Source organism: uncultured Veillonella sp. (assembly GCF_934190855.1).
Lineage (GTDB): Bacteria > Bacillota > Negativicutes > Veillonellales > Veillonellaceae > Veillonella.
On sequence record NZ_CAKPTN010000093.1, the window covers coordinates 1 to 6,492 of the forward strand.

Annotated in this window: 5 protein-coding genes, 1 pseudogene and 1 riboswitch; of the genes and pseudogenes, 5 read left to right on the forward strand and 1 reads right to left on the reverse strand. The window is 39.0% G+C overall.

Features of this window, described 5'->3' with window-relative positions; translation table 11 throughout:
• Together Q0F90_RS06285 and Q0F90_RS06290 are read left to right on the forward strand one after the other, a co-directional pair.
• Window positions 1–809: pseudogene (locus Q0F90_RS06285) on the forward strand (PolC-type DNA polymerase III); the annotation flags it as partial.
• 126 nt (window positions 810–935) lie between these two features.
• Entirely contained in the window at window positions 936–1,247 is a 312-nt protein-coding gene (locus tag Q0F90_RS06290) for a hypothetical protein (RefSeq protein WP_296004217.1), read from the forward strand.
• A gap of 83 nt (window positions 1,248–1,330) precedes the next feature.
• Here the strand turns inward: Q0F90_RS06290 and poxB are convergent, their stop codons facing one another.
• A complete protein-coding gene (gene poxB, locus Q0F90_RS06295; RefSeq protein ID WP_296004218.1) occupies window positions 1,331–3,073 on the reverse strand; it encodes a ubiquinone-dependent pyruvate dehydrogenase in 1,743 nt (580 codons plus the stop codon).
• A 277-nt stretch (window positions 3,074–3,350) separates the two neighbouring features.
• Window positions 3,351–3,466, forward strand: a riboswitch (FMN riboswitch).
• Between the two features lie 68 nt (window positions 3,467–3,534).
• On the opposite strand from poxB, the gene ribD reads away from it, so the two are divergent.
• The 3 genes from ribD to Q0F90_RS06310 all read left to right on the forward strand — a co-directional run.
• Window positions 3,535–4,749 carry a bifunctional diaminohydroxyphosphoribosylaminopyrimidine deaminase/5-amino-6-(5-phosphoribosylamino)uracil reductase RibD gene (gene ribD / locus Q0F90_RS06300; protein ID WP_296004219.1) on the forward strand — a complete coding sequence of 405 codons (1,215 nt, stop codon included), beginning with the start codon at window positions 3,535–3,537 and terminating at the stop codon, window positions 4,747–4,749.
• Entirely contained in the window at window positions 4,730–5,386 is a 657-nt protein-coding gene (locus Q0F90_RS06305) for a riboflavin synthase (RefSeq protein ID WP_296004220.1), read from the forward strand. Before ribD ends, Q0F90_RS06305 begins: the two co-directional genes overlap by 20 nt.
• 17 nt (window positions 5,387–5,403) lie before the next feature.
• A partial coding sequence (locus tag Q0F90_RS06310; protein ID WP_296004221.1) for a bifunctional 3,4-dihydroxy-2-butanone-4-phosphate synthase/GTP cyclohydrolase II occupies window positions 5,404–6,492 on the forward strand: 1,089 nt, incomplete at its 3' end.

Consider the following 6,492-nt stretch of genomic DNA (forward strand, 5'->3'; position numbering starts at 1 on the left):
GTACAAACGTATGGCTCGATAACGCCCAAGACCTTATTAAAAATGGTACTTGTAAGTTGAACGAAGCCATTTCCACACGTGACGACGTAATGAACTTCTTGATCCATCGAGGCATGGATAGAAAGCATAGTTTCTTCGTAATGGAAAACGTACGTAAAGGGAAGGGTATTGAAAAACGAAATAAACAAGGCCAAGCTACGACAGAGTTCGAAGCAGAAATGCGTGAGAACAATATTCCTGAATGGTTTATTGAATCTTGTAAGAAGATTTCCTATCTATTCCCACGGGCCCATGCGGTAGCCTATGTAATGATGGCCTTCCGCATTGCTTGGTTTAAGGTGTACCATCCATTAGCATTCTATGCGGCATACTTCTCCATTCGTGCCAAGGCCTTTGACCTACGCATCATGACAGGAGACCTTAAAACTCAAATGACTGAATTCAACCGTATTAAGGCTCTTGATCGCGCTGCCAGTCCTAAAGATAAAGACCTTATGAGCGCATTAGAAGTATCTATGGAAATGTATCAACGGGGCTATCGTTTTGTTAATGTAGATATTCAACACTCTGAAGCTAGACGCTTTAGCATTAAAGATGGTGCTCTATTGCCGCCATTCTTAGCTATTGACTCTTTAGGTGAAACTGTAGCAGATGCTATAGTTGCTGAACGAGAAGAACGTCCGTTTACATCTCTAAAAGACTTGCAACGTCGTTGTAAAGTATCTAACACCATCATTGATCTTATGAAAGAACTCAAATGCTGTGGTGAACTACCTGAAGATGAACAAATGTCACTCTTCGGAGCATAATAAAATACAAGATAAGACTTAAATACAAAGTAAGCACTATATACCTAAAAGGTGATATAGTGCTTATTTTTGTATATTTTGCTACAATACAATTAATATATCATTGGTGCAAGGGAGTATTGTGTAATGATAAGTGGATTATTGAAATTTCTAGGAATTAATTCATCAGATAGTGATATTACTAAAGAATCAAAAATGAAATTAGAAGATAATAGAAGTAAATCTAATATTACTAAGGAACGACAAAATCAACCTGTAGAGATTGAATTTTGGGATATTGAGTCCGAGGAGGTGCCTGAGTTAGAAGAATCTGATATTCCAGGTGTATACTTTAACGAATTCCGAGAATATGTTGATGAAGAGGGGAATGTGCTATCCCCATCAGAGGTGGATGCATTACGGTATAAAGACGATTACGAGGACGATTATTATAGATAAAAGAGGAGTCATCAAATGATGACTCCTCTTTTTGAAAGTTTTGCAGTTTATTTGGTTTGGCAGGTTTTGTAAATTTGGCAGATTTAGTATAGAGATTTATATTTCATCCAGTTTGTTTTGGCCATTTCTTTTAGTTCTGTACCACGGCCATCAAGGATTGCATTGATCAAGTATTTACTGAAGCCTTTAGCTTGTTGGTAAGCAATTTTTGGAGGCATAGCAAGTTCTTGTTTGTCCACGCGAACGTTAACGATGACTGGGCCATTATGGTTAAGAGCTTCTATGATTTTTTCGTCTACTTCGCTAGAGTTTGTAATGCTTACACCTTTAATGCCAGCAGCTTCTGCAAGTTTACCAAAGTCTGGATTTACAAAGTCTGTTGCATAATCGAGGTAGCCAGAGGCTTTCATTTCCATGGCAATGAAGCTAAGTTCTTCGTTGTTGAATACAAAGATTTTAACCGGTAAGTTAAGTTGTTTTAATGTTAACATTTCGCCCATCATCATTGTGAAGCCACCATCACCGGAAAGGGAGATGACTTGACGATTTGGACATGCATTTTGAGCACCGATGGCATGCATCATAGCATTGGCCATAGAGCCGTGATTATAAGAACCTAAGATGCGTCGTTTACCATTTGTTTTTAAGTGACGAGCAGTCCAAATAACTGGAGTACCTACGTCAAAGGTAAAGATTGCATCTTCTGCAGCTAATTTATTAAGACGATTTACAAAGTATTGAGGGTGAATAGCCACACCATCTGGTTCAGCTACTGCATAGCTATCTAGATCGCCTCTAAATTTAGTATACGCTTTACGTACAGTGTCGATAAATTCAGTATCACCACGTTGAGCGACTAGAGGTAATAATTCTTTTAATGTATCTTTTACAGTACCAATAATACCTTGTGTAAGAGGAACACGACGACCTAAAGCGCCAGGATCTCTATCTACTTGAATTACTTTTGTATTTTCTGGATAGAATGGACGGTATGGGAAGTCAGTACCAAGCATTACAAGTGTATCGCATTGTTCAATAGCACGATAACCAGATGTATAGCCTAATAGACCAGTCATACCTACATCATATGGATTATCCCATTCAACCCATTCTTTGCCTCTGAAAGCATGTACAACAGGTGCTTGTAAACGTTTTGCTAATTCTACAACTTCGTCATGAGCACCTTCACAGCCTGCACCGCAGAAGAGGGTAATACGTTTACCTGATTCTAAATGAGCTGCCATTTCTTCGATATCTTCGCGTTGTGGAATGATATGAGGTAAGCGAGGATGATGCCATACTGGTAATTCATCAATTTCCATTTCCATGACTGCAACGTCACCAGGTAGGACTATAACAGCAACGTCTTGATTACCTACAGCGGCATTCATAGCACGGAATAGGATTTCAGGCATTTGTTTAGGATTGGATACAAGTTCACAGAAACAAGAGCATTCTTTGAATAAGTTTTCTGGATGTGTTTCTTGGAAGTAATTCAAGCCTACTTCAGATTGAGGGATATGAGAAGCAATAGCCAATACTGGTACACGATTGCGATGGCAATCAAAGAGGCCATTGATCAAATGTAAGTTGCCTGGGCCAGAGCTACCAGCACAGACAGTTAATTTACCAGTTAAAGATGCTTCAGCACCTGCAGCAAAAGCTGCTGTTTCTTCATGTCGTACATGTTCAAAAGCAATCTTACCATTGCGGCGTAAACTATCGTTTACAGAGTTTAAACTATCGCCAGTGATACCGTAAATGCGTTCGATACCCGCATTGGCTAAGACTTCTATGAGTACATCAGAAATTCGTTTTTTTGCCATATTATCACCTTTATTCAATAATTAATATCAATAAAATATAGTTATTAAAACTATATATAATCCATACTAGACCTATTTTTAGTGTATTTATGTGATATAAATCACCAATCATTGTATACATGGTTTATAGTTGTTTAAAATCGCACTATGGCATCTTTAAATAAAATTTTTAGCTTTATATTTCGTAGTATTTTATTTAATATTCTTTCTCAATACAAAACTCTTATTGTTGCATAACCTTAATAAAAGTGTTACTATTAATTCATAAACAAAATAGATGAGTCTTTGGGGACAGGTGAAATTCCTTACCGGCGGTATAGTCCGCGAACCTTATGGGTATGAATCGGTGCAATTCCGATACCGACAGTATAGTCTGGATGAGAAAAGACGAGGCGCATTTGTTGTGCGCAATTATGATTACCCAAGGACTATGTATATAGTCCTTTTTTTATTGAGGTGATATGGTGGATGACGTAGCATATATGAAACGCGCCATTGCACTGGCAAAATTAGCCACAGGTCACACTTCGCCAAATCCTTTGGTGGGTGCCGTAGTGGTGAAAGACAATACAATAATCGGTGAAGGGTATCATCATAAGGCTGGTACGGCTCACGCAGAGGTGCATGCTTTAAATCAAGCTGGTGATAATGCTAAAGGTGCTACTTTATATGTAACATTAGAGCCCTGTTCTCATTATGGCAAAACTCCACCTTGTGCGCTTCGTATTATCGAGGCTGGCATAGCTAAAGTTGTAGTAGGTAGTACAGATCCTAATCCACTTGTTTCCGGCAAGGGTATGGATTTACTCCGCGAAGCAGGCATAGAGGTTGTTTGCCCCGTATGTAGTGAGGAATGTGCTGAACTAAATGAGCATTTCTTTACCTATATACAGACAGGTAAACCTTTTGTAACTATTAAAAGCGCCATGTCACTAGATGGTAAGATTGCTACTTTTACAGGTCAATCTCAATGGATTACAAATGAGTCCTCTCGCCGTGATGGACATGTACTGCGTGCTACTCATGATGCTATGCTGGTTGGTATTGGTACGATTTTGGCAGATGATCCTCAATTAAACTGTCGTTTAACTGATTTTGAATTATCGGAGGCTTTATTAGATACAAGCATACTTGATGAACCGATTCCTGTTCATCAACCGGATGTAATTATCTTAGATAGCCTAGGTAGAACACCTACCACAAGTCGTGTGTTTGAAGTAGATAATCGTAAGGTTCATATATTTGTATCTACCGGCTGTCCTAAAGATAGGATTCAAGCCTTAGAACAAGTTGGTGGTCAAGTAACTGTAGTAGAATCTATTTCGACTCGTAAAAGTAAGAGCACTGATATTGCTATAGATATCAAGAAATTATCTATTAATGATATTTTAACTAAACTTGGCGAACTCGGGTATACATCAGTTCTCGTTGAAGGTGGTTCAGCTATTATTAGCTCCTTTGTAGAAACGATGAATTTTGATAAAGTTGTAACCTACATTGGAAACACAATCATCGGTGGCACTGATGCAACGCCTGCTGTAGGTGGTCATGGCTTTGAAAGTTTAGAAGCGTCACCGCAATTAATTTTTACTAAAACTAAGGTATTAGATAATAACATTCGCATCGAAGCGTATCGTCAAGGAAGGAGGGGCGCTTATGTTCACGGGAATCGTTGAAGAAATTGGCCGTGTAGAGAGCATCAAAAAGGGCCCTAAATCCTTAGCTATAACAATTCGGGGAAATAAAATATTTAGCGATTTAAAAATAGGTGACTCCGTAGCTGTTAACGGCGTCTGTTTGACGGCTACAACGATTGGTAATGGCGTATTTACAGCTGATGTTATGCCAGAGTCAATCAAGATGACTACTTTCACAAATTTGAAAGTTCATCAACCAGTCAACTTAGAGCGTGCCATGCTCGCCAATGGTAGATTTGGTGGTCACATTGTGGCAGGTCACGTAGATGGGACAGGCCGCATCATTAATCGCGAACAAACGGATAATGCTATCATCTTTACCGTAGAGGCCCCAAAATCCGTTATGGATTATGTTATTTATAAGGGATCAATAACGATCGATGGTATTAGCCTCACCATTATGCGTCGAACGGACAGCAGTTTTTCTGTATCTATTATTCCTCACACCTTGGGTGAAACTATTTTAGGTTCTGCCCATATTGGTACGGTGGTTAATTTAGAAACGGATATCGCTGGTCGATACATTCGTCATTTTATGAATCTCGGCAGTGAACCTACCGAAGACAAATCTAAGAAATCAATGCAATCCCTCTTAGTAGAGAATGGATTTATATAAAAGTAAGGAGCGTTCCTATGAGCGAACAATTACATTCTATTGAAGAGGTCTTAGAAGACCTTAAAGCTGGCAAACCTGTTATTATTGTTGATGATGAAAGCCGCGAAAACGAAGGTGATCTTATCATTGCTGCAGAGTTTGCTACACAAGAAAATATTAACTTTATGGTTAAATACGCGCGTGGTATCGTATGTACACCTATGCGTCGTGAAGCTTTAGAAAAACTTGGTATTCCTGCCATGGTTACTAAAAATACAGATAATCATGAAACTGCTTTCACCGTTACTGTTGACCATGTAGATACTACAACAGGCGTATCGCCAGCAGAACGTGCGTATACAATTCAAAAATTACTAGATACTAATGCTAAACCTGAAGACTTCCGTCGTCCTGGTCACGTATTCCCTCTAGTATATAAAGAGGGTGGCGTTCTAGTACGCCAAGGTCATACAGAGGCATCTATCGACCTTTGCCGATTAGCAGGTCTACAAGAGGCAGCTGTTATTTGTGAAATCACAAAAGATGATGGCGATATGGCACGTCTACCAGATCTCATGGAATTTGCAAAAGAGCATGATTTGAAAATTGCTTCTGTAGCAGAACTTATTGAATACCGTAAACAATATGAAGATATGGTTGAGCTTGGCGCTTGTTCTAAATTACCTACTAAATTTGGTGATTTCAATATCTTTGTATTCAAAAATGAATTAGATAAAAAAGAGCATTTAGCTATCGTTAAGGGTGATGTACAAAACTGTAGCGATGTACTTGTACGTATTCACTCCGAATGTTTAACAGGTGATGTGTTCGGTTCTAAACGTTGTGACTGTGGCGAACAATTAGATAATGCGTTGCGTGCTATCGAAAAAGAAGGTAAAGGCGTTGTAGTATACATGCGTCAAGAAGGCCGCGGCATTGGCTTAACAAATAAAATTAAAGCCTATGCATTACAAGAACAAGGCCTAGATACTGTAGAAGCAAACGAGCAATTGGGCTTCCCTGCGGATATGCGCGAATATTCTTTAGCAGCTCAAATCATCCGTTTCTTAGGGATTAAGAGCATTCGCTTGTTAACTAATAATCCTGAAAAACGCCATGGCTTAGAG